Here is a 22,498-nt window from a genome sequence, read left to right as displayed (position 1 = left end):
CTATTTTAGTAATTCATTAAGGATTTCTAGGTCTTGAGTACCATAATAGATACGTGGCAATCTCCTATTTAAGCGACATAAAACTTCATAATTGATAGTATGTTGTTGATATGCCAGCGCTTCCACAGATTGTTCACTGTCTGAATGATGATCCAACAATATCACTTTATCACCAGTTTGAATTTCTTCTGGAATTTTTATAATTATTTGATCCATGCAAACTTTTCCAATAATTTCACATTGTTTGCTGTTAACATTTACATTAAATCCGGTCATCATTCTTGGAAATCCATCTGCATAACCAACAGGAATAATACCTATTTTTGTAGGTTCTGTCGCTGTATAAATACTGCCATAACTCACAGATTCGCCTGGTTGCAAGACTTTTGTTTGTACAATTTCACTAATCCATTGCGCACTTGGTTTTAAATGTATTTTCACACTGTCTTTAACATAACTTGAAGGATAATAACCGTATAATGATATACCCACCCGCACTGAATTACAGAATTGGCTATCTTTCATTAATGCGCCTGCAGAATTTTGCGAATGTATATACTGTGGCTTTTCTTCTTCATTGACAATTGATTCAAATAAACTTTGTTGCTGATTCATTGATTCTCCAGGTTCATCTGCACATGCAAAATGCGTAAATACCCCTTCAAATACTAAATGATCATGGTTATGGATTAACTCAATAACTTCTTTATATTCCGCTGCATCTTTAATACCTAATCTTCCCATGCCAGTATCTATTTTTACATGTAACCATAAATCTTTGTCGTTATCTTCTGGAATTTCTTTTAACGCTTCAACTAACCATGCTTTTGATGGAATTGTGATTGCTACACGATGTTGTATGGCTTTATTAATATTATATGTAGGTATAACTCCTAATATTAAAATTTTAGCATCTATACCGTGCATTCTTAATTCTATCGCTTCATCCAAAGTTGCTACGCCAAAAAAATCAGCGCCATGATCCATAAGGTAACGTGCGATTTTCACGCTGCCAAGGCCATAAGCATTCGCTTTTACGATTGGCATCACCGTTTTATTTGGGTGTAATTTTTGGAAAACTTGAAAATTTGCCACAATTGCATTTAAATCTACGTTTAAATATGTGGATCTATAATACTTATCAGTCATTAAACGAGACCTCCATTTCAAAAATAAAGTTACACTTTGACATACATTAAATTAATTTTATAACAATTAAATAAAGATAGCCAAAACTTTATATTAAAATCGTTTTTTATTTTTCTATAATGACTTGGCTCATTGCGTAATGTTCTGTGTGTGAAATACTTACATGAACTGTAAAACCATCATAATGTATACATGGTTTTCCAAGTTCATCATTAAAACAATCTATTTCATTTAATGCTATAGTTTTTCCAAGTCCTGTACCGAGCGCTTTGCTAAAAGCTTCTTTACAGGTAAATCTTCCCGCTAAAAATTCTATTTTACGCGTTTCACTTTTAAATTGATGAAAGTGTTGTTGCTCATTTTTTGACAATACACGTTCTACCAATTTGTCTTGTCTATAGTAAAGTTTTTTTATTCTAGCTATTTCTATTAAATCAACGCCTATACCATGTATCATTAGCTACTCCTGCCTTTCTATGACAAGTTTTTTATTATAAATTCTGTGGCATAGAATGATTACCTTTTTTTATTTCTTGTTTCAATGTATTTGCTTTATTTTTGTCAATTAGCTTTATTTCAGTATTTCCACCGGCTGTCGACAAGGTTAAACTCGCCAAATTATATTTTCTCATTAAGATACCTTCATGGGTATCGACATTTTGAATACGAAACAAAGGAATTTTCACTACATTAATAAACCACAAGCCATTTCTAACCGTGATTTCTTGATTTTCTAACTTATATCTAAATATTTTATATTTATAAATCGGTCTAATCATACCACCGATAATGATAACAATGAATGCAATTATGATATTAATCGTCCATAACCAAAACATGACTTTAGAACTTATGAAATGTAACCATACCTTATCTATTACTGTAATGATTGATAAAGCCAAAATTAATAAAATTGCAGTAATTATTGAAGCAATGCAAATGACTGTTTTGCCTGATGGATCCATATAATTATATTCATTCATCAAAATCACCTCTCAAATACCATGATTTTAGTTTTTCCACATGACTAACTTCACTATATTTTAACCCTATTTCTGCACTGCCAGCCGCTTTAGCAATGATAAATTTAAAGTTTGCTAGGTTACTTCGAATAAGAAACGGATTTTCTGACATTTCCATACCTAACAATTTGTTGTGTTTAAAATATGTGTTTTTAAATCCAAACATAGTTACATTCCGCACAACTAATTCATCGTGATTTAAGTTTAAACCAGAGGATTTAATAACGATAAAACTGTGAAGAATCATTATTAATATTAGGCACCCTGCAATAACAAATGACCAAACAGACCAGTAATAAGTAGCAATCGTAGCACCGATAAGTAATACTAGTGATTCTCTCCAAAAATACCTATGAAATCCCCTCCAAGGCATGCCTAGTTTTGGTTCAGTGAATTTCATGTCTGGTATCAGGTGCTTTATCAGATAAAATGCTTTTTGCCTCTTAATAAATGGTAAAATCATTACATTGCCGCCTAGAGTAACATCATCCTTATCAACACCATCCATATCACTCGTAATTACAAAATGAATTGAAGTATAGCCAAATAACTTTCTTATAAATGATTGACGTTCTACAATCGCTTGCACACGGTCAGTTGGTACAGTAATACTTTTGACATTAAACAAACCATATTGAATATTTAACTGTGTACCTTGTTGCTTAACCGTATAATTAAAATTTCTAACTATTTCTATGATAGTGCCAAAAATATAACTCACTACAATGATCAAGACAACAATCATTAAAATAATCATAAAAGCAGTCTGAAAAATTTCAGAAAATGTATTGGTAATTTTATGCCAAGGTAAAATATCACTTAATGCAAACATGACTGGTGACAATGTTGCAAAAGCTACACCAATGACACCACTTGTTAAAGCCATAAATAAAAGTTCTTTAAAATTTAATTTATAAATATTCATAGCTGGCGACTGCATTTTTTGTTCTTTTTCAGCATCCTGCTCTGCAAAAGAATTATTGTTGTCAATGATTTCGCTATTTTGAGTCAGTTTTTGCTGTTTTTCTTTTAATGTTTGCTGTATAAAATCACTTTGATTTTTGGATACAGTGTCTAACTCTATACCATCACTAGGCGTTTTAATTTGAAGTATTACCCCACCCACAATTTGATTAATAATACCTTGTGAAGTATCTAACGTTTGAATTCTGCGTATATTTAACTCTTTCCTTTCTTTACTAAAAATACCAGTGGCTAAAATAAAATGATCATTTTCAATCCAATATCTAGTGTTATAAACCTTTAATATTTGTATTATAAACGAAATCAGAAAGATAATAGTAACAATGCCTGGATAGATATATGATTTATAATCCGTAAAATCAAAGTTGCGTAAATTAAACACTAAAAAAATAAAAATCAAAATAATATTTTGTTTAATCGCCTCTATTATTCCAGTTATGTATGAAATTGGATGTAATTTTTGAGGACTATACATCATAATCAGCTCCTCGTAAGTATTTTAAAATATTATGTTCAAATACTTCAATTTCCTTTGTTAACATCAACGGGAAATCAAGTGAGTGGCCAGCTGTCACCAAAGTTAGCCTTGATATATGTAATTGTTTTAATAATGGATTGCTTTTTCTTTTTAAAAATTGCGTTCGCTCATATTTAACAATTTCATTCTTTTTAAAAAATATTCCTGTTTTGATTTCAATATATTGGTCTTTGACGCAGTAAAAAGTATATTTATACTTCAACCAAGGTCTCAACAGCATATATATTACATCAAAAATCGTTATTGCAATAAATATGTAAATTAAAAAATGCCACCAATTATAATGATTCCATAAAAATACTAATGCAATCATAAATAATAAACTAACAATCAATTCAAGAGCTTCTAGTATGTAATAATATCTCATCGCTTGTTTAGGGCTGCGCCTAAATTGTTGGTCGTTAGTCATAATTACACTCCTCCATAAATTTTTTCAATTCATTATAACATAGGGACATGTTTGCTTCATTATCGTCGTAGAAGGCAATGATTATTCTAATATTTTTATCATCACTTTAATTTCCCACTTTTTCTAATCACTTTTATGTGATTGAATCGATTTTAGATATAAAAAAATCACTCCAATAAATTGGAGTGACTAAACCTAAAATTCATATATGATAAAGTATTTTATTTTTTATGGTCTGCGAATGTGCGACCCTTCATTGATTTTTTGTTGTTTCTATCTGATGATCTATCATTTTTCTTTTTATTGTTGAAGCCGCCTTTATTTGGACGACGATTTCTGCTATCGAATTTGCCGCCACCACGTTTATGGTTTCCACCACGTTTTGGTCCACCTTTACCTTGGCGACCTTTGCCTCGAGATAATGGCTTTTCAAATGTTAATTGAACATCAACTTCATCGTTTGATTCAACTAACTCTTGCAATAATGCTGCTACTAAATTTACATCATTATATTCTTCCAGTAATTCTGTTGCAATACGTTCCAGTCTTGGTTCGCTATCTCTTGACATCCAGTTTTGAACTTTACCTTTAATGTCGTCTTCACGTGCTTTAAGCACTTCTTTACGATGCGGTGGTCTCAATGCAGTCATTTGTCGTTTGTTCGTTTGTTCAATTTGACGGATATAATCCATTTCAATTGGGTTAACAAAAGTAATTGCTACACCTTTTTTACCAGCACGACCCGTACGGCCAATTCTGTGAGTATAACTTTCAGTATCTTGAGGTATATCAAAGTTATAAACATGGCTTACACCTGATATATCGAGTCCTCTTGCTGCAACATCTGTAGCAACTAAGATATCTAATTGGTCGTTCTTAAATTTCTTCAATACTTCTAAACGTTTAGCTTGTGTGATATCGCCATGTAAACCTTCAGCTTTATATCCTTTTGAAATTAACGCACTTGTTAGTTCGTCAACACGACGCTTAGTACGACCAAAAACAATTGCTAACTCAGGTTGATGTACATCTAAGAAATTTGTAAATGTATCAAATTTTTCTAATTCTTTTACAATTGTGTAATATTCATCTATTTGAGGATCTGACATTTCATTATTCATAGTTTTAACAATTTCTGGTGATTTCATAAATTGTTGTACCAATGTTTGAATAGCTTTTGGCATTGTAGCTGAAAATAACATTGTTTGACGTTGTTCTGCTGGTATTTTATCCATAATAAATTTCATATCATCAATAAAGCCCATATTCATCATTTCATCTGCTTCATCTAATATTAATGTATGAATAGTGTTTGTTTTTAACGTACGACGATTTAAATGATCAATAACACGTCCAGGTGTACCTACAACAATTTGTGGACCCTTTTTAAGTGATTTAATTTGACGATCTATTGGCATTCCACCAAATACAGTTACTATTTGTACATTTTGGCCGGTCGCAAATGCTCTAAGTGATTCAGCAACTTGCATCGCCAATTCTCTAGTTGGTGCTAATATTAATGATTGAACTCCATCTTGTCCTGCCACTTTTTCAATAAGTGGAATACCAAAAGCGCCTGTTTTTCCTGTACCTGTTTGCGCTTGACCAAGAACATCCTTACCTTCTAAGGCAAGAGGGATACTCTCTTTTTGTATAGGAGTGGCCTCATCGAACCCCATTGATACTAGGGTTTCTACCGTTTTATCTGAGATCCCTAATTCTTTAAAATTTTGCAATATAATTCTCCTTTATTTATCTGTATTTCTCTACATATATGTTCATCTAAGTTTCTTCAACTTCTTTATAGTACCACCTCAAGTCTATAATCGCAATAAACCAAATTTATTATAATGACATAATTCACCTCATTAATAATCAAAGTAAACTGAGAAAATACTGTGATATATAGGTTGTAAGCGTTTAATTATATTTACCAGTATTTATTTTTGTTTACGAAAAAAATTGTAGATTTATTTATATTGATAATTTTTAGTAATTTTTAAAAATAGTAACTTAAATGAACTAGTTCAAGTTACTAACTATCGAAATATCTATTTTATTTATAACAAAATAAAACACCACTTTCCCACTAATAAAAGTGATATGAAATGTGGTGTTAATAATTTTAAATTAAGGCATCTACAACTTCTTCTAATTGCATCCCTCTTGAACCTTTAATTAGTATTTTATCTTGTGGTTCAGTATTTGATTTTAATGACTGGATCAGTGCAGCTTTATCTGTAAAATGTTCTGCATATTTTACAAACGCTTTGCCTGTACGATGAATATGACCCGCTTCTGTTCCATAAGTATATAACGCATCGATTTGTTTATTAACTAAATAATCACCAACCGCTTCATGCATTGTTTGACTATTAGGCCCTAATTCTAAGACATCACCTAACACAAGTATCTTGCGGCCTCCCATACTGCTGAGTGTATCAATAGCGGCTTTCATACTAGTTGGACTAGCATTATAAGCATCATTGATAACAAGCGTACCGGAGTCGGTATGGTGTTGTTCCATTCTCATACCTGTAAGTTGAACCGCTTGAATATTTTGATGTATCGTTTCATAACTCAGATTAAGCCGTTTACCAACAGCTATAGCTATAGTTGCGTTTTTCATATTATGTTCACCTAAAATTGGTAATTCATAATGCTCATTTTCATTAATATTAAAAATAATACCAGTATCATCTATATTGTCAATTTTACAAACTAAATCATTATTTTCTTTTTTACCTATACTCATTAAATCTATATCTACTAATTTATCGACATGAGGCTTTAATAATGGCTCATCTCCATCGTAGATAAATAGACCTTGAGGTTTAAGACCAAATGAAATTTCCGCTTTAGCTTTCGCTATACCTTCACGCGATCCTAAATCTTGCATATGTGATTCACCAATATTAGTAATAATTGCAATATCTGGGTTAGCTAATTGTGATAATGCTTCAATTTCATGAAAACCAGACATACCCATTTCTAATATAGAAATTTCAGTATCTTGATCTAATTGCAAAATGGTTAACGGCATACCGATTTCATTATTATAATTTCCTAGTGTTTTTTTCACTTTAAATTGAGGCTTTAATACACTTTCTATCATGTCTTTAGTCGTTGTTTTACCATTAGAACCTGTAACAGCGATCACAAATGGATTAACAAATGCCAAATAGGCTTTGGCTAACTGCTGCAATGCTTCCAATGTGTCATCTACCCAAATAATAGGTCCAGAAATTTGAGGGGCTAAAACACTGTCCTTCTGACAAAATGCCGCTCCCGCACCATCTTCCAATGCTTGATTCACATATTTATGTCCGTCGACATGTTCTCCTTTAAAAGGAATAAACAAATTTTGTTCGTCGATTTTTCTTGAATCTATAGAAACACCTTTAATTGTGTAATCTAAATAGTCATTATCAATCTCGCATGGAATCCAATCTTGAATTTGTTCTAAAGTTACTTCAATCATGATTTAACCGCCTCAATCAATTTTATATTTATTTTTCTTTTTATCTTCATGTTTTTCTTTTGCTAATTCAATTAATTTACTTATGAGTTCTGCATAACTTACGCCCATGTTTTCCCATAAACTTGGATACATACTATAAGCTGTGAAACCAGGCATAGCATTTGTCTCGTTTATAAAAATTTGATTATCTTCCGTTACAAAGAAATCAGCGCGCAATAATCCTGAACAATCTGTTGCTTTAAATGCTTCTACAGCCATATTTCTTAAAGTCATTTTTACATCATCATTCAAGTCAGCTGGAATATCCAATTTGATTTTTCCATCTTTATACTTAGCTTTGTAATCATAAAATGCCACATCTTTAACTACCTCTCCCGGCCAAGTCGTTTCTGGGTAGTCATTACCTAAGACAGCCACTTCAATTTCTCTAGCGTTGATGCCTTGCTCAATTACTAATTTACGATCAAATTGAAATGCTTCTTCTATACCTTGTTTCAACTCTTCCTCATCGTTACACTTACTAATACCTACGCTTGATCCTAAATTTGCAGGTTTCACAAATACAGGATATTCTAACTTGTCATGTACTAATTTCAAAATATTATTTTCGTATTTTTGATATTCGCTTCTTAAGAAACTTACATATGGTAATTGAGGTAAGCCTCTATGCGCAAAGAGTTGTTTCATCACAAGCTTATCCATTGAACTTGAGGCTGCTAGCACACCATTACCAACGTATGGAATATCTAACACTTCAAATAAACCTTGAATTGTTCCATCTTCACCATTCGGTCCATGTAGTAATGGGAAAACCGCACTATATGCTGTGCCAAGGCTGCCTTCATTTAATAATTTGGAGATTTCTCCGGCAGGAACATCTGCTAATCGTAACGCATCTATGTCATCTATAGGATCTACGATATTTTCTTTCTTTTTCCAATCTCCATCGTTTGTTATGTAAATAATGTCCACTTGATATTTTTCTTTATCAATCGCATTTAAGACATTTTGTGCTGTTAATATTGATACATCGTGTTCAGCACTTTTCCCTCCATATACGATACAAACATTTTCTTTAGCCATATTTTAGCCTCCATATAGAATTCTTAAACTACATCATATCACGATTTATTAGCATTTTGCATTTGTTATGTAGTTGTAAAATAATTGTTTTTTATAAGTATATTGAAGTTTTTAAAGTATTTAAAGTGAAAACTTCAATGACACTTAAAATAATTATTTAAGTTTTACATACCCTACTTCTAGCAAAATCGTATAAAGTTCGGTAAAATCTATATATACTACAAGTAATTGAAATAATAGTTTTCCAAAGGAGTAAGAAATGAATACTTCACGTCAATCAAAAAATAATCATTGGATCCGAAAAATAGACTGGATTTTAATTGGCTTCATCGCATTACTAGCAATCATAAGTATTACGTTTATTAGTTCTGCAATGGGCGGAGGTCAATATAGCGCTAACTTTAGTATACGCCAGATACTATATTATGTTTTTGGGGCGATTATCGCATTTCTAATAATGCTAATTTCACCTAAAAAACTTATGAAATATACATATTTACTTTATATTATACTTTGTTTCTCATTGTTGTTATTACTAATTATTCCAGAAACACCTATCACACCGATTATTAACGGGGCAAAAAGTTGGTATACGTTTGGACCAATTAGTGTTCAACCATCCGAATTTATGAAAATAGTTATGATTTTAGCTTTGGCCAAAATTGTAACTAAACATAACCAATTTACATTTAACAAATCTTTAGAAACTGACTTTAAATTATTCTTTAAAATTATCGGTATAGCTTTTATCCCTATGGTACTTATATTATTGCAAAATGATTTAGGTACAACACTAGTTATCTTTGCGATTATTGTCGGTGTTATGATAATCAGTGGAATCACTTGGAAGATACTAGCACCTATATTAATAGGGTCAGTCGTTATTGCTTCTACGGTGATATTATCAGTGATTTATAAACCTTCTATTTTAGAAAATAGTTTCGGCATTCAACCTTACCAATTAAGTCGTATCAATTCGTGGCTTGATCCCTATACTTATAGTAGTGGTGATGGATTTCATTTAACAGAATCACTTAAAGCGATTGGTTCTGGACAACTATTTGGTAAAGGGTTCAATCAAGGTGAAGTTTATATTCCGGAAAACCATACGGATTTTATTTTCTCAGTTATTGGGGAAGAATTTGGTTTTATTGGTTCAGTCATTTTGCTATTGATTTTTCTTGCATTTATTTTTCACTTAGTAAGACTTGCTACTAAAATTGAATTACCGTTCAGTAAAATTTTCATCATTGGATTTACGACAATGATTCTATTCCATATCCTAGAAAATATTGGTATGACCATTCAGTTATTACCAATTACGGGTATACCATTGCCATTTATTAGTTATGGTGGTAGCTCATTATGGAGTTTAATGTGTGGTATTGGCGTGATATTATCAATTTATTATCACCAATCTAGACAATATACAACGCAAAACAAATAGCTATTTGTTTTGCATTGACATATTTAAAAAGCGTTGAAAACTCTTAGATTAAAAAGTTTTCAACGCTTTTGTTTTTTATAAATTTATCGTTCAACACGGCACACTAAAATGGAATGAGTAGAAAATCAATTTATTTAATAAGGCTTCACCGTACCATTTCTTCAAGTCAAGATTAACTGCTGCTTTAACAATAAGAGGCTGAGACAATCAATGTCTCAGCCTCTTAAATTTGCATATATGCTTTTAATCTTTGTATGGGTAACGCACTATTTCAATTCGTTAGCGGTTTTCACAGTCGTTGGTAAAGTATGCATAACTTCTAATCTTGATTTAGTTTTCTTTATGTTTACCCCTAATGATGATAATAGTTTAACTACATTTTGAATTTTTTCGTTATCTTTACTCATATCATCACTCCTAAATTCTAGCTTCTATTATATCTTACCCTATTTATTTCCGAATTACTACATGTTATTGAAATTTTCTTTATCTTATAAAATAATTTTTGTTTTATTACGTAATTTTAAAACATTCACTTATAATTATTATAAGCAATAAAAACAAAAACAGAATATAAATCAATACCAGTCAGTCTATTGATTGTTTCACCCTGTACTTTATAACATGATATGAGAAAGATAACATTTCAATGACTGAAGTTGATTTAATACAAAATTTCAAATCCTAAATCATATAAGTCTTTTTCTAAATTGTTTAAACTTGCTGGTGTTTCAAATTCTATAAACACTTGTGCTTTTTCAATTTCAACTGAAACATGATTCACACCGATGATTTGTGATAATGTTCTTTCTATTTGAAGCTTATCTTGTTTATTATCTATTTTACGTAAATAAATCGTTTGTGATTCCATTGGCGTCACCTGTTCTAATCTTTCATTAACTTTTGGAAAGTTACCAACAACTCATCCATTGCTTCTTGTTGCTCACCTTGGTTCACTTTATCCATAATACAACTTTTCATATGGTGATCTAATAATTTCGTAGCAACACTATTAAGTGCTGATCTTGTCGCTCTAATTTGTGTAAGCACATCATCACAATATACATCTTCATCAATCATACGATTGATCGCTCTTACTTGTCCTTCAATGCGATTTAAACGAGATTTTAAATTTGATTTAATTTGTTCAGAATGATGCGCTTTTTGCATTTCTGCCATAATCCAACGCCCCCTCTTAATATACATTTATAATATACCCCTATCAGGTATTAGTCAAGTGATAAAAACGTGGTACCATGTTACAATGATGAAGAATTTATCAATTGTAAATTAATTGAATAGCAATTTGGAGGTTTAATATGATAGATATTTTTGCTATAACTTACAACCATACAAACGTCATCATTAATGTTATTCTGATTGGCGCATTTATATTAAACCTAATCTTTGCATTTACAATTATCTTTATGGAGCGACGATCTGCTGGTTCTGTTTGGGCATGGATATTGGTTTTGGGGCTTATACCTATTTTAGGTTTTATCGTGTATTTACTTTTTGGTCGCCAAATCCAACGCGAACATATCTTTAGTTTAGATGAAGAAGATAAAGTCGGCATTGAAATGATTGTAAATGAACAACTAGAAGCCTTGAAAAATGATGATTTTTCTAAAGGCAATCATCAAATCGTAAAATTTAAAGATATGGTTCAAATGTTATTGTATAATAATGCGGCTTTCTTAACTACTGATAATGATATAAGCATCTTTATAGACGGAAAAGAAAAGTTTGGTGCACTTATTGAAGATATATATAATGCCAAAGATTATATACATATTCAATACTATATTTTCCGTAATGATTATCTAGGAAAACGAATATTAACTGCATTAGAACATAAGCTTGACGAAGGTGTCGAAGTAAAAATGCTTTATGACGATATGGGTTCTAGAGGTTTATCTATAAAAGACTTTAAAGCTTTTAGAAAAAAAGGTGGACTCGTTGAAGCATTCTTTCCATCTAAATTACCATTAATCAATTTGAGAATGAATAATCGAAATCATAGAAAAATTGTTGTTATCGATGGACATATTGGTTACGTAGGTGGATTTAATGTCGGTGATGAATATTTGGGACTTAAGAAAAAATTTGGGTACTGGAGAGATACACATCTCCGTATCGTTGGTGATGCTGTTAACGCTTTACAACTTCGTTTTATGCTTGACTGGAACTCACACTCAACACGTGATAACTTAAGATATGAAGAACGTTATTTTCCAGACGTAGATTCAGGTGGTACGACGGGTGTGCAAATTGCTTCTAGTGGACCTGATGAAACGTGGGAACAAATAAAATACGGTTATTTAAAAATGATTGCTTCAGCAAAGCATTCCATTTATATACAATCGCCTTATTTTATTCCCGATCAAGCATTTTTAGATGCTGTTAAAATTGCTTCTTTAGGTGGCGTGAACGTAAATATCATGATACCTAATAAACCGGATCATCCTTTTGTTTATTGGGCAACATACAATAACGTTGCTTCTTTATTAGATGCTGGTGTGAATATCTTTCACTACAATAATGGTTTCTTACACTCTAAAACACTCGTCATTGATGATGAAGTTTCCAGTGTTGGAACAACAAATATGGATCACCGCAGCTTCACATTAAACTTTGAGATAAACGCATTCATCTATGACCCACATATTGCTAAAGCTTTAAGAATGGCTTTTGAAAAAGATTTAAATGTCTCTTATAGATTAACTAAAGCACTATATGAACAGAGAAGTTTATGGGTCAAATTTAAAGAAGGCATTTCAAGATTATTATCTCCGATTTTATAGAATCATTATCAGTCCGAGACTTATCATATGTCTCGGACATTTTTAATCTTAGTAATTATAAACAACCGAATTAAAAAATGTATTTCTACGCTTGTAAAAGCTTAAAGTATATACATGCTTTTTGTCACTCTAGTAAAAACACTTAATACTTTCATCTTAGAAAGATTGTTGATCACCCACTATTTAAACACATCAATGTATTATTTATAATTTTATAACAATTAAATCTCAATTAATAATTTAGTTTAGTTTTTTGTCAAAATGGAGGCAACTTGATATGACTAATGAAGATATAATCACTAAAGCGCAAAACTACATGAAACTTTTTCATAAAGATGATACAACCGGGCACGATATTGCACATATACAACGCGTAACAAGATTAGCAGAATATATTGCTAACAATGAACAACAAGGTCATTTACTCACCATACAATTAGCAAGTATTTTACACGATACTATCGATAGCAAACTTACAAATACTAAAGAAGCAAAAGTAAAGTTAGCACAATTCCTCAATGGTTTGGAACTTGATCTCGTAATACAACAAGATGTGTTACATATTATTGAACATATCAGTTATAAAAATGGTAAAAATGATCATGTTAAATTATCGATTGAAGGACAAATTGTTCGTGATGCTGATCGCTTAGATGCGATTGGTGCAATTGGTATAGCACGCACATTTCAATTTGCAGGTCATTTTGGTGAACCTATGTGGATTGACCAACAATCCAATAATATAAAAAAATCTAATCAATCATATTTTGATTGGAAACCTTCTGCAATAAAACACTTTTATGAAAAATTATTTAAACTTAAATCACTCATGCACACTCAAACAGCAAAAAATTTAGCGCAACAACGACATGAATTTATGAAAAATTATGTAGATACTTTTTTCAAAGAATGGTATTTTTAAAAATTCAAGTATGTTTGTTCCAGACTTTGTAGACCATCTTTATATATTAGATAGCTACGTCACTTTCGAAACTAAGATACATTTATTTTAAATATAAAAAATAGAAGCACTTGAGATAATCATCTCAAGTGCTTCTAAACTTTATACCTGCTATATATTATGTACCAGGTCTATCATTTAAATTAATGATGTAATGCATTATTTCTTTTTAGATTTCTTAGGTGCTACTTGCGTGTTTTTACCTTTGCTAGCTTTTTCAGAATTATTATTCTTCATTGCTTCAATCATTGGAGCAACTTCTTTTTTAGCAAGATTAGAATAATACATGTTGGCAACTTGAGTTTGTACAATCAAGAATGCCGCACTGACTGACCAATAAAGACCTAATGCTGACGCAGAACTTAAAGAAATCCAAACAATCATAATTGGAGAAATAATCATCATCATATAACCCATTTGACGTTGTTCATTTGGCATACTCTTACTTGATACAAAAGCTTGTAAGAAGTATAAAATACCAGCGATAACAGTAATCCAAATATCAGGTTGAGACAAGTTAAACCAAAGGAAATTTGGGTGTTCCGTAAATCCACCACTTGACGGGTATTTCAATACGAAGAATAAGCCCATAATGATTGGCATTTGAATTAAGATTGGTAAACAACCTAACATGCTCTTCATTGGATTCATATCGTATTTTTTATATACTTCCATCATTTCTTGGTTTGCAGCCATTTTTTCTTCTTGCGTTCTAGAACGCTTAACTTTTTCTTGAACTGCATCAATATCCGGTTTTGCAACCTTCATTTTTTCTCGCATCATATGACTATTTTTATAGTTTGATAACATGAAAGGCAATAATACAACACGTATTGCCAATACAAGTACTACTATTGCTAAACCATAATCATTGTTGAAACTTGTTCCCAACCAATGAATTAACTTGTCCATTGGTTCTACAAACGTATTAAAGAAAAATCCATCTCTATTTTCAGGTTTAGAGTAGTCACAGCCTGCTAAAAGGACCATTACACCTAATAATAAAGGTAGTAGCGCTTTCTTTTTCATTTTTCCACCTCTAATGATATATTCACATAAAATTTATTTTATCATACTCAAAGGAAAGTAGAAAACAAAAAAAGAAATTTTCCGCATTATTCAACAGTTTGTAAAAATTGTTGTACAGTTTCTTGGATATTTGAACTTTTCGAGATTGCAGAAATAATTGATAATCCATCTGCTCCATGATTCATAATGATTTGAGCATTTTTTGTATTAATACCTCCAATTGCAACGATTGGAAAATCTTGAACTTTAGTTCTTAATGTTTGAATCATTCCTGGGCCCACTGGAGCTTTAGCATCTGATTTTGAGCCCGTATGATACATCGGTCCAACACCGATATAATCAACATTGGTTAAGTCCGATACTTGATATTCTTCTAAATCACTTACACTAAGACCTATAATTTTATTACTAAATGTACTGGCGAATGCATCAATATTGGCATCATTTTGTCCTACATGTATTCCATCAGCATCTATTGCTTTTGCTAAGTCTACATCATCATTAACAATAAAAGGAACATGATAACTTTTACATAAAGATAATAATTTTTGTGCAAGTTCAATTTTGGCATTTCCTGTTAATGAACCGTCCCCTTTTTCTCGAAATTGGAACATTGTAATTCCTGATTCTAAAGCTTCAGTCACAACATCTATGATTGATGTTTGTTTTGGTATATCTTGTGTACCACAAATAAAATATAGCTTTAAATACGCTTTATTAAACATAGTTACACCTCTTGCTTATTTTGATATTGTATATCAGTTTCAAAGGTCATATTATACAATGCATTTAACAATTCTACTTTAAAACTACCAGGTCCTGCTGAAATTTGTTCAGCTTTTTCTGCAGCGATATTATAGAGAGAGACCGCTTCTATTAACGCATTTATAGATGGGGTTTCTGAGTCAACAAAACTTGCTACTATTGCTCCTAATAAGCAACCAGCACCAGTTATTCTTGCCAATAATGGAGATCCGTTAGATAGTTTAAATATGCGTTCATTCTGAGCAATAACATCCTCTTTGCCAGTTATGACAATCGACGTATTAAAGTGTTTGCGTGCTTCTTTTGCAATTGATACTGAATCTAAACTACTATCGCTGTCAGTTCCCTTCATTTTAGTATCGCTATTAATTAACGTTAAAATTTCAGAAGCATTTCCTTTAATAACAGTAACTTTTATTTCATTGAGAAACTTTTTGCAAAAATCTTTGCGGTATTGTGAAGCACCTACAGCAACAGGATCAAATATAATCGGTTTGCCAAGATGATTCGCTGTTTTGGCGATTTTTAAAATATCTTGTTCTCTTTCTTTTGTTAACGTACCAATATTTATTAACAAAGCGTTTGCAGCTGTCAGCATATCATGTGCTTCTTCAGGCGCCTCACTCATTGCTGGACTAGCACCAAGACTTAACAAACCATTTGCAGTAAAATTTTTAACTACATCATTTGTATAACAAATGACAAGCGGTTGATCCGCCCTTAATTTTTCTAAATTATTCATCATCTAAACCAACTTCCTTCATATATGCAAAATGGTTTACTGGACCTCTAACTAAACCAATTTCTGGTGTATGTTTAATACTAAGTGAAATAAATTTCTTCGCTTTTTGAACTGCATCGAACATCGATTTACCTTTTGCTAACTCTGCAGTAATAACAGCTGAAAAAGTACATCCTGTACCATGTGTATGTTTTGTATCATATCTAGGTTCTTCAAAGGTAAACACATCATCTTGTGTAAATAAATAGTCTATAGCTGTATTTTTATCACTTGAATGTCCCCCTTTTATAACAACACCCTTGCTACCAATTTCATTGATAAATATATTGCCAGCTTGATAAATCGACTGTTGGTCATTAATTGTAATACCTGTAATTTCTTCAGCTTCTGGTAAGTTAGGCGTCGCTATTGTAGCGTAAGGCAATAAAATATTTTGTAAGTTTGCTTTAGCATCATCATCCATCAAAGAATCACCACTTTTTGCTAACATAACTGGATCGATAACATATGGAATATTGTCGTATTTTTTTAAATACATTTGAATAATCTCCATCATTTCTTTAGATGCAATCATCCCAGTTTTCAAAGCATGTGGTAGTTCATCTGAAAATACACTTTCCATTTGCTCTTCTAACCAATGTGAATCTAGATTATGAATATGTTGTACGCCTTTAGTATTTTGAGCCACAATGCTTGTTATTGCAGCCATACCATATACACCACATGCATGGAATGATTTTAAATCTGCCATGACACCTGCACCACCGGTAGGATCTGTTCCAGCAATCGTTAACGCAATCTTAGGTTTATTCATTATTTTGACCTCCGTATAACCAATTTTCTTGTATATATGCCATATTAAAGAAATTTCGTTCATGTATCGTACTTTGTAAGAAACAAGATTTTATTGCTTCTTTTTCTTCAACTGCAAGATTTTGCGTTAATCGATCCATTAATTCATCAAAAATATTTACCAATTCATCCATTTCCGTACTATAAAATTCAAACCATTTTGATAAAATTGAGTCTTTATTTAATTCACTGTCTTTCAACGCTTCTTTAGCAATCACTTGATACACATATGGACAAGGTGCCATTGCTGCAATTGTATATGCAGCATTTTCTTTTGAATAGGCATTGAAATACATATGTTTGATATAATGATCTCCACTTGGTGGCCAAACTTTTTCTTGAACGATTTCACTATAGTTTTGTTGTACATATGTTGCTAAGATTTCGTGTGCTTCTACTTCACCATCAACTATAAATTGTATTTGTTCTACTAAAAATTGAACCTCTTCCAATCTACTCATTTTTGGTATTAACAATGCATATATATTTGCAAATTCTTTTAAATAAGAAGCATCTGCTCTCAAATAAAATTTCAAAGCCTCTTCAGAAATCGTACCATGCAACATTTCTTGGATAAATGGATCATTATAGATATCCTCAATAATTGGTTGTGAAGCTTTTTTTAATTCCTGTGAAAATAACAAATTTAGCCCTCCTAATTAAAAAAACTACATCCCACGTAGGAATGTAGTTTATTAATATATATTAGAGCAATTTCCCAAATATTAATGAATGCTACTTTCCTACGTTGGTCTTAACCAAATCAGGTTATAAGGGTCTGAATTCTCATCTCAGCCATAAGGCTCCCCTAGTAGTTTCTTTATTATGTATTTATATAAAACATATCAAAGTACATCAACTATTGCAATAAAATGGTTTATATAAACCTTCTAGTAATACAAAAACCTTTAATATGATTGTACTCCCAACAGTTATCAACTAAGTTAAATGTACTTATAATTAGCTTTATATACTCTAGATGCACATTATTTATAAGAAAAAATATGCAGGACTTTGGCTATCGTTCATGCATAATTACCACTAACTTAATATAACAATAAAAAGCTGAGACAATTTAATTGTCTCAGCTTTTCCAAAAATAAACTTTATTGTATTTTGTTATATTATGCTGTAACCCATTGTGAAGGGCCAACTTCATCATATAATTTTTGAGCTGCTGCATCTTGAACTGCTTCTGGTGCGTTAGCAGCTGGTTGACCTTGATATTCAGCTGGAGCTACTGAATCCCATGTACTTTGTAAGAATTGGAACTTACCTGAAGCACCTGATGATGGGTTTGTAGCATGAATATCGCCACCTGATTCACGTTGTGCAATTTGTTGTAAGTGTGCATTCACACCTGATGAGCTAGTTGAAGCTTCATTTGAGCTTGATGATTGAGTTGAAGCTTTTGTAGTTGCTTCTTGTTGTGGTTGTTGTGTTTGTTCAGTTTGTGGAGCAGCTTGTTGAGCTGGTTGCTCAGTTTGTACTTCTTGTGCTGGTTGTTCAGTTTGTGCTTGTTGAGGTTGTTCAACAGAAGTTGTTTGTTCTGATGATACATCTTCACTAGAACCTCCACCAAAACTCCATGACCATGTTTGGCCATCTGATTCAAAATTATAATTTGTACCATTATAATTAAAGTTATAGTTATATGCACCCTCTTGTACAGGTGATGCATTTAATTGTTCTGGATTAGATTGTGCTAAGTTTGCTAATTCTGCTTTGTCAACACCTTGTTCAGCTGCGTCTGCTGAGTTTCCTGCTGCAAATCCTGTTACGCCTAAGCCTACTGCTAATGTTGAAGCTAATACTGTTTTTTTCATTTTTAAAAATTCCTCCTATAAGGTAAATAATTTTTTTCGTTATGATTAATTTGCAAGTACAACTATAACATCTTAAAAACAGTAGTAGGTTACAGCCAAATAAAAAAGTACACCTTTTCTTTACATGGTGATTACATTTATAAAATAGAATATAAGCATCATCAACTATGTTTAAAACTGCTATGAAAGTTTATGTGACTATTTAACAAATATAGTGAGTGTAATAAAATTGTAATTTATCAGATTATTCTGTATTATTTCGAGATAAATTTCTACCTTCTTATAAAAGTACATTTTCCTATAAAGTATGTATTTTAGCTATTCCTATTGTCTATTGTTAATTTAATAAACAATAGGAATAGCCTGATAGAAGTATAATTAAATAGTAGGATTAAATATATTAGATTTGATGGGTTAAATTAACGGGGAGTTGGGAGTGCTTGAAATATTATACAATTTCATAAATTTCGTTTTCTTCAAAATCAAATTGACTTATAAGATCTGGGTTTTGATCTATTGGAAGTGGATCAAAAAGTGTTTCATCTTCATTTTTAGAACGTGGGGACATAAATTTAATAGTTTCAATAAAAATTTCTGATACAAAATGCATCTGTCCTTCTTTTTCAAATTTTCTCGATTGCATTTGTCCAGTTATACCAACCAATGAACCTTGATTGATATATTTTTCGACATTATTAGCAATTTTTCCGAATGCCTTACAAAATAAATAATCACAAATAACTTTTTGATTTTTATCTTTATAATTTCTTGAGACGGCTACGCAAAATGTAGCTAGTTTATTACCTTCCTTCTCATAAATTTTAGGGTCCTTTGTTAGTCTCCCTACAATGACAATACTGTTAATCATATGTCACCTCCTCTATAAGTAAATCATAAAAAATTCACATGATTCCGTCAAAATACAGTTTTTATAATTTCAAAAAGTAAATGACTACAAAATTCTACTTTTTTCACCTTTATCATAGAAAATTACGTTATAATGATAATATAAATACATTTTATGTAGAGTTTAAATTAATTAAATGGATGTGAGACGATGAAAACATTTAAAGCCGTTCGATTTCAAATCGTATCAGAAAATGGTGGCTTAACTGAGTACGAATTAGAAGATGGTGTCATCATCAATAAGGAAAACAGTGGCACTGGCTGGTTGCTTGAAATCGTCATTTCAGATTATCATTATGAAACTATGAAAACATATATGGATAACGAAACATTATTAGACATACGTGTCGTTATCACTAGACCTGCTAACGATCCAGCTTTATTTGATGCAACCATTAAACATATCATTCAATTAGAAAATACTATTTCTGTTGTTTGTGAATGTCACATTTATACATTAAGACAAGTTTATGCTGAAAGTTTATTAGAACAATTAATAGATGAAGGTTTATCTGGTGAAGACTTGAAGAAATCCTTTAATAGAATGATGCAATCTAAACCAAGACTGAAGGATGAAAAAGTAGATAAATAAAAAATAGTGTTACAGCCCGTTTTAAACAGTCTGTAACACTATTTTTTTATTATTTGTCTTGTAAAGCAAATGTTAACTCACAACTACATGCTAACTGTCCATCTACTGTTGCCTTAGCACTACCTTTACCAATAGGGCCTCTGAGCTTCGTGATTTCAACTTCTAAGCGCAAAGTATCTCCAGGTGTTACTTGTTTTTTAAAACGACATTTATCGATACCAGCAAATAGTGCAAGTTTTCCCTTATTTGCTTCGCTATTTAACATAGCGACTGCACCTGTTTGTGCTAAAGCTTCAGTAATTAATACGCCAGGCATTACTGCATATTCTGGAAAATGACCTTGAAAGAATGGTTCATTACCTGAAACTTGTTTAATTGCTACACATCGTTGACCCTCATCGTATTCTACAACACGATCAATCAATAAAAATGGTTGCCTATGTGGAATAATCTCTTTTATTTGGTTGTAGTCAAAAATTGTTTCCATAATTTGCTTCCTCCAACTTTACTTCTCTCTGTTTCCAATTTATTAATATAATATATTATAACATTAATCTTGTATTCTTTTGATGTCAGCACCTAATGCCTTTAATTTACCATGCAAATCAACATACCCTCTGTCTAAATGCTTTAGTTCAGTAACATATGTTGTTCCTTCAGCTACTAGTCCCGCTAAAATAAGTGCTGCTGCTGCACGTAAATCCGTTGCTTTTACTTGAGCGCCTTGAAGTTGACTTTTACCTTCAATTTTTGCACTTCTTCCTTCAACAGTGATTTTAGCATTCATTCTTTTAAATTCACCGACATGCATGAATCGATTTTCAAACACAGTTTCCGTTACTACTTTATGTCCATTTGCAGTTAATAATAACGCCATCATTTGTGATTGCATGTCTGTAGGAAAACCAGGATGTGGAAGTGTTTTGATATCTACCGGTTTCAATTCGTTTTCAGCACTTACACGAATAGCATCATCAAGGTATTCTAGATTAACTCCCATTTCTTCTAATTTATAAACTAGACTCGTCATATGTTCTTTGATTGCACCGTTAACTAAAACATTTCCTCTTGTAATTGCACCTGCAATTAATAATGTACCTGCTTCAATTCTATCAGGTATAATTGAATGCTCGACGCCATACAAGGCTTCAACACCTTCAATAGTAATGGTGTCAGTACCAGCACCTAACACATTTCCGCCCATTTCATTAATATAATTTGCTAAATCAACAATTTCTGGTTCACGTGCGACGTTTTCTAAAACAGTTTTACCTTCAGCTAATGAAGCAGCCATGATAATATTTTGAGTCGCACCTACGCTTGGAAAATCTAAGTGAATCGTTGTACCTTTCAATCCGTTAGTAGTGTTTGCGTATATAAAACCACCATCCATATGGATTTCAGCACCTAGTTCTTCAAAACCTTTAATATGCTGTTCTATCGGTCTTGAACCAATTGCACAACCACCCGGTAAAGCAACTTTGGCATGACCTAATCGTGCTAGTAAAGGTCCCATTACAAGTATACTTGCTCTCATTTTACTTACATATTCATATGGTGCTTCTTCATTTAATTGTTTTGTTGCATCTACTGTAACTTCTTCTTGTTCTTTATTATAAGAGACCTCAGCATTTAATGTAGATATTACATTATTAATTGTTTCTACATCACTAAGTGCTGGTACATTTTTTAATTTGCTCACGCCTTTTGATGCTAATAGTGATGCTGTTAATACTGGTAATACTGCGTTTTTTGCACCCGAAACTTTCACTTCACCAGTTAATTTTTTACCACCATTAATTTCTATCTTATCCATCTTAAATCCTCCACTTAACTACTTATATATTGCCTAAAATTTTTATTCAAACTTACTATTAAATTATATCGATAATCATACGTAATATACAA

24 protein-coding genes and 1 riboswitch are annotated in these 22,498 nt (G+C 31.7%); of the genes, 4 read left to right on the top strand and 20 right to left on the bottom strand.

Translation table 11 applies throughout. The features are described from left to right. The 8 genes from alr to KA833_RS12455 all read right to left on the bottom strand — a co-directional run bounded on the left by alr (window position 1) and on the right by KA833_RS12455 (window position 8,666). On the bottom strand, window positions 1-1,149 hold the full coding sequence (gene alr, locus KA833_RS12490; RefSeq protein ID WP_064209856.1) for an alanine racemase: 1,149 nt from the start codon (window positions 1,147-1,149) through the stop codon (window positions 1-3). 106 nt (window positions 1,150-1,255) lie between these two features. Then, entirely contained in the window at window positions 1,256-1,606 is a 351-nt protein-coding gene (gene acpS / locus KA833_RS12485; protein ID WP_046207784.1) for a holo-ACP synthase, read from the bottom strand. 34 nt (window positions 1,607-1,640) lie between these two features. Beyond that, the gene (locus KA833_RS12480) at window positions 1,641-2,132 is read right to left on the bottom strand and encodes a PH domain-containing protein (protein ID WP_046207783.1); all 492 of its coding nucleotides are present in this window, start codon (window positions 2,130-2,132) and stop codon (window positions 1,641-1,643) included. After that, window positions 2,125-3,630: a PH domain-containing protein gene (locus tag KA833_RS12475; protein WP_204179715.1), complete on the bottom strand. Its 1,506-nt coding sequence runs from the start codon at window positions 3,628-3,630 to the stop codon at window positions 2,125-2,127. Before KA833_RS12475 ends, KA833_RS12480 begins: the two co-directional genes overlap by 8 nt. Further along, on the bottom strand, window positions 3,623-4,102 hold the full coding sequence (locus KA833_RS12470; protein ID WP_046207781.1) for a PH domain-containing protein: 480 nt from the start codon (window positions 4,100-4,102) through the stop codon (window positions 3,623-3,625). The genes KA833_RS12475 and KA833_RS12470 overlap by 8 nt, the downstream gene beginning before the upstream one ends. 221 nt (window positions 4,103-4,323) lie before the next feature. Beyond that, window positions 4,324-5,838 (bottom strand): degradosome RNA helicase CshA, encoded by a 1,515-nt coding sequence (gene cshA / locus KA833_RS12465; RefSeq protein ID WP_046207780.1) that lies wholly within the window; start codon window positions 5,836-5,838, stop codon window positions 4,324-4,326. A gap of 389 nt (window positions 5,839-6,227) precedes the next feature. Continuing rightward, window positions 6,228-7,583 carry a UDP-N-acetylmuramoyl-tripeptide--D-alanyl-D-alanine ligase gene (locus KA833_RS12460; RefSeq protein ID WP_210128432.1) on the bottom strand — a complete coding sequence of 452 codons (1,356 nt, stop codon included), beginning with the start codon at window positions 7,581-7,583 and terminating at the stop codon, window positions 6,228-6,230. Between the two features lie 12 nt (window positions 7,584-7,595). Next, window positions 7,596-8,666, bottom strand: coding sequence for a D-alanine--D-alanine ligase (locus KA833_RS12455; RefSeq protein ID WP_046207778.1), 1,071 nt, complete (start codon window positions 8,664-8,666; stop codon window positions 7,596-7,598). A gap of 259 nt (window positions 8,667-8,925) precedes the next feature. Between KA833_RS12455 and KA833_RS12450 the strand changes: the two genes are divergently transcribed. Next, window positions 8,926-10,113 (top strand): FtsW/RodA/SpoVE family cell cycle protein, encoded by a 1,188-nt coding sequence (locus KA833_RS12450; protein ID WP_070657370.1) that lies wholly within the window; start codon window positions 8,926-8,928, stop codon window positions 10,111-10,113. Window positions 10,114-10,379: 266 nt separating this feature from the next. On the opposite strand, the gene KA833_RS12445 is transcribed toward KA833_RS12450, so the two are convergent. The 3 genes from KA833_RS12445 to csoR all read right to left on the bottom strand — a co-directional run bounded on the left by KA833_RS12445 (window position 10,380) and on the right by csoR (window position 11,292). Further along, window positions 10,380-10,520 (bottom strand): Lmo0850 family protein, encoded by a 141-nt coding sequence (locus KA833_RS12445; RefSeq protein WP_099091318.1) that lies wholly within the window; start codon window positions 10,518-10,520, stop codon window positions 10,380-10,382. A 257-nt stretch (window positions 10,521-10,777) separates the two neighbouring features. Further along, window positions 10,778-10,984 carry a putative copper chaperone CsoZ gene (gene csoZ / locus KA833_RS12440; protein WP_046207776.1) on the bottom strand — a complete coding sequence of 69 codons (207 nt, stop codon included), beginning with the start codon at window positions 10,982-10,984 and terminating at the stop codon, window positions 10,778-10,780. Window positions 10,985-10,998: 14 nt separating this feature from the next. After that, complete coding sequence (gene csoR, locus KA833_RS12435) at window positions 10,999-11,292, bottom strand: copper-sensing transcriptional repressor CsoR (protein ID WP_046207775.1); 294 nt, start codon at window positions 11,290-11,292, stop codon at window positions 10,999-11,001. A 140-nt stretch (window positions 11,293-11,432) separates the two neighbouring features. Here csoR and cls point away from each other — a divergent pair, with 140 nt between their 5' ends. Together cls and KA833_RS12425 are read left to right on the top strand one after the other, a co-directional pair. Then, on the top strand, window positions 11,433-12,917 hold the full coding sequence (cls, locus tag KA833_RS12430) for a cardiolipin synthase (protein ID WP_210139571.1): 1,485 nt from the start codon (window positions 11,433-11,435) through the stop codon (window positions 12,915-12,917). Between the two features lie 277 nt (window positions 12,918-13,194). Then, the gene (locus tag KA833_RS12425; protein ID WP_064209849.1) at window positions 13,195-13,839 is read left to right on the top strand and encodes an HD domain-containing protein; all 645 of its coding nucleotides are present in this window, start codon (window positions 13,195-13,197) and stop codon (window positions 13,837-13,839) included. Window positions 13,840-14,037: 198 nt separating this feature from the next. Here the strand turns inward: KA833_RS12425 and yidC are convergent, their stop codons facing one another. The 7 genes from yidC to KA833_RS12390 all read right to left on the bottom strand — a co-directional run bounded on the left by yidC (window position 14,038) and on the right by KA833_RS12390 (window position 19,960). After that, window positions 14,038-14,907: a membrane protein insertase YidC gene (gene yidC, locus KA833_RS12420; protein WP_046207772.1), complete on the bottom strand. Its 870-nt coding sequence runs from the start codon at window positions 14,905-14,907 to the stop codon at window positions 14,038-14,040. An 86-nt stretch (window positions 14,908-14,993) separates the two neighbouring features. Then, on the bottom strand, window positions 14,994-15,632 hold the full coding sequence (gene thiE / locus KA833_RS12415) for a thiamine phosphate synthase (protein ID WP_070039511.1): 639 nt from the start codon (window positions 15,630-15,632) through the stop codon (window positions 14,994-14,996). A 2-nt stretch (window positions 15,633-15,634) separates the two neighbouring features. After that, entirely contained in the window at window positions 15,635-16,414 is a 780-nt protein-coding gene (gene thiM, locus KA833_RS12410; protein WP_070657416.1) for a hydroxyethylthiazole kinase, read from the bottom strand. Then, window positions 16,407-17,228 carry a bifunctional hydroxymethylpyrimidine kinase/phosphomethylpyrimidine kinase gene (gene thiD / locus KA833_RS12405; protein WP_210128431.1) on the bottom strand — a complete coding sequence of 274 codons (822 nt, stop codon included), beginning with the start codon at window positions 17,226-17,228 and terminating at the stop codon, window positions 16,407-16,409. Before thiD ends, thiM begins: the two co-directional genes overlap by 8 nt. Beyond that, on the bottom strand, window positions 17,221-17,910 hold the full coding sequence (gene tenA, locus KA833_RS12400; protein WP_046207769.1) for a thiaminase II: 690 nt from the start codon (window positions 17,908-17,910) through the stop codon (window positions 17,221-17,223). Before tenA ends, thiD begins: the two co-directional genes overlap by 8 nt. A gap of 79 nt (window positions 17,911-17,989) precedes the next feature. Beyond that, a riboswitch (TPP riboswitch) is annotated at window positions 17,990-18,086 on the bottom strand. A 304-nt stretch (window positions 18,087-18,390) separates the two neighbouring features. Then, a complete protein-coding gene (locus KA833_RS12395; protein ID WP_046207768.1) occupies window positions 18,391-19,092 on the bottom strand; it encodes a transglycosylase family protein in 702 nt (233 codons plus the stop codon). 448 nt (window positions 19,093-19,540) lie between these two features. After that, window positions 19,541-19,960, bottom strand: a complete 420-nt coding sequence (locus KA833_RS12390) for a single-stranded DNA-binding protein (protein ID WP_046207767.1) — start codon at window positions 19,958-19,960, stop codon at window positions 19,541-19,543. Between the two features lie 189 nt (window positions 19,961-20,149). Between KA833_RS12390 and KA833_RS12385 the strand changes: the two genes are divergently transcribed. Then, window positions 20,150-20,590: a YwpF-like family protein gene (locus KA833_RS12385; protein WP_046207766.1), complete on the top strand. Its 441-nt coding sequence runs from the start codon at window positions 20,150-20,152 to the stop codon at window positions 20,588-20,590. A gap of 49 nt (window positions 20,591-20,639) precedes the next feature. Here KA833_RS12385 and fabZ read toward each other — a convergent pair whose 3' ends face one another. Both fabZ and murA read right to left on the bottom strand, forming a co-directional pair. After that, complete coding sequence (gene fabZ, locus KA833_RS12380) at window positions 20,640-21,077, bottom strand: 3-hydroxyacyl-ACP dehydratase FabZ (RefSeq protein ID WP_046207765.1); 438 nt, start codon at window positions 21,075-21,077, stop codon at window positions 20,640-20,642. Between the two features lie 63 nt (window positions 21,078-21,140). Then, a complete protein-coding gene (gene murA, locus KA833_RS12375; protein WP_064209846.1) occupies window positions 21,141-22,406 on the bottom strand; it encodes a UDP-N-acetylglucosamine 1-carboxyvinyltransferase in 1,266 nt (421 codons plus the stop codon). Between the last annotated feature and the right edge of the window lie 92 nt (window positions 22,407-22,498).

Origin of the sequence: Staphylococcus sp. GDY8P67P (genome assembly GCF_017892545.1) — a bacterium.
Taxonomy (GTDB): domain Bacteria; phylum Bacillota; class Bacilli; order Staphylococcales; family Staphylococcaceae; genus Staphylococcus; species Staphylococcus ureilyticus.
The sequence above is the reverse complement of the archived record's forward strand: the minus strand, read 5'-3'. Positions and strand labels throughout refer to the sequence as shown.